Genomic DNA, 399 nt, shown 5'->3' with positions numbered 1-399 from the left:
CGATCGTTTCCACATTGTACAGCACTTGACCAATGCCTTCAAGATGATTCGGATTCAGGAAATGAATAAATTAAACCGTCACTCAGGTGAAGAGGCCAAGAAATATCGTCGTTTAAAGCGATTTTGGAGACTTTCACAGAAAGACTATAGCTGTCTGTCCTCTGAATCCAAGTATTACCCCTTGTTTGATCGCTATATATCAGCTCAAGACATAGCTTTGGAGCTAGCCAATTACAGCCCTGTTTTGGGCTCTTTGTCAAGTTGTGTGGAATCCCTGAAAACTGACAGTTTTAGGCTTTTATTATTTAGCTTTTTAATAAGGGTGTTGAGATGGTTTTAACGTCAATCCGAATCCGGCTTCTTTCGAATTTCTATGAGATGCTTTCCCTGTGGTGGGGG

At 41.1% G+C, this 399-nt stretch carries 1 protein-coding gene; it reads left to right on the top strand.

The annotated features are described in order from the left end of the window. Positions 1 to 13 precede the first annotated feature (13 nt). Complete coding sequence (locus E5983_RS10235; protein WP_414486791.1) at positions 14 to 340, top strand: hypothetical protein; 327 nt, start codon at positions 14 to 16, stop codon at positions 338 to 340. Positions 341 to 399: the final 59 nt, after the last annotated feature.

It is taken from the genome of Streptococcus danieliae (assembly GCF_009767945.1).
Classification (GTDB): domain Bacteria; phylum Bacillota; class Bacilli; order Lactobacillales; family Streptococcaceae; genus Streptococcus; species Streptococcus danieliae.
This window is presented reverse-complemented; position numbering and strand designations above follow the sequence as displayed.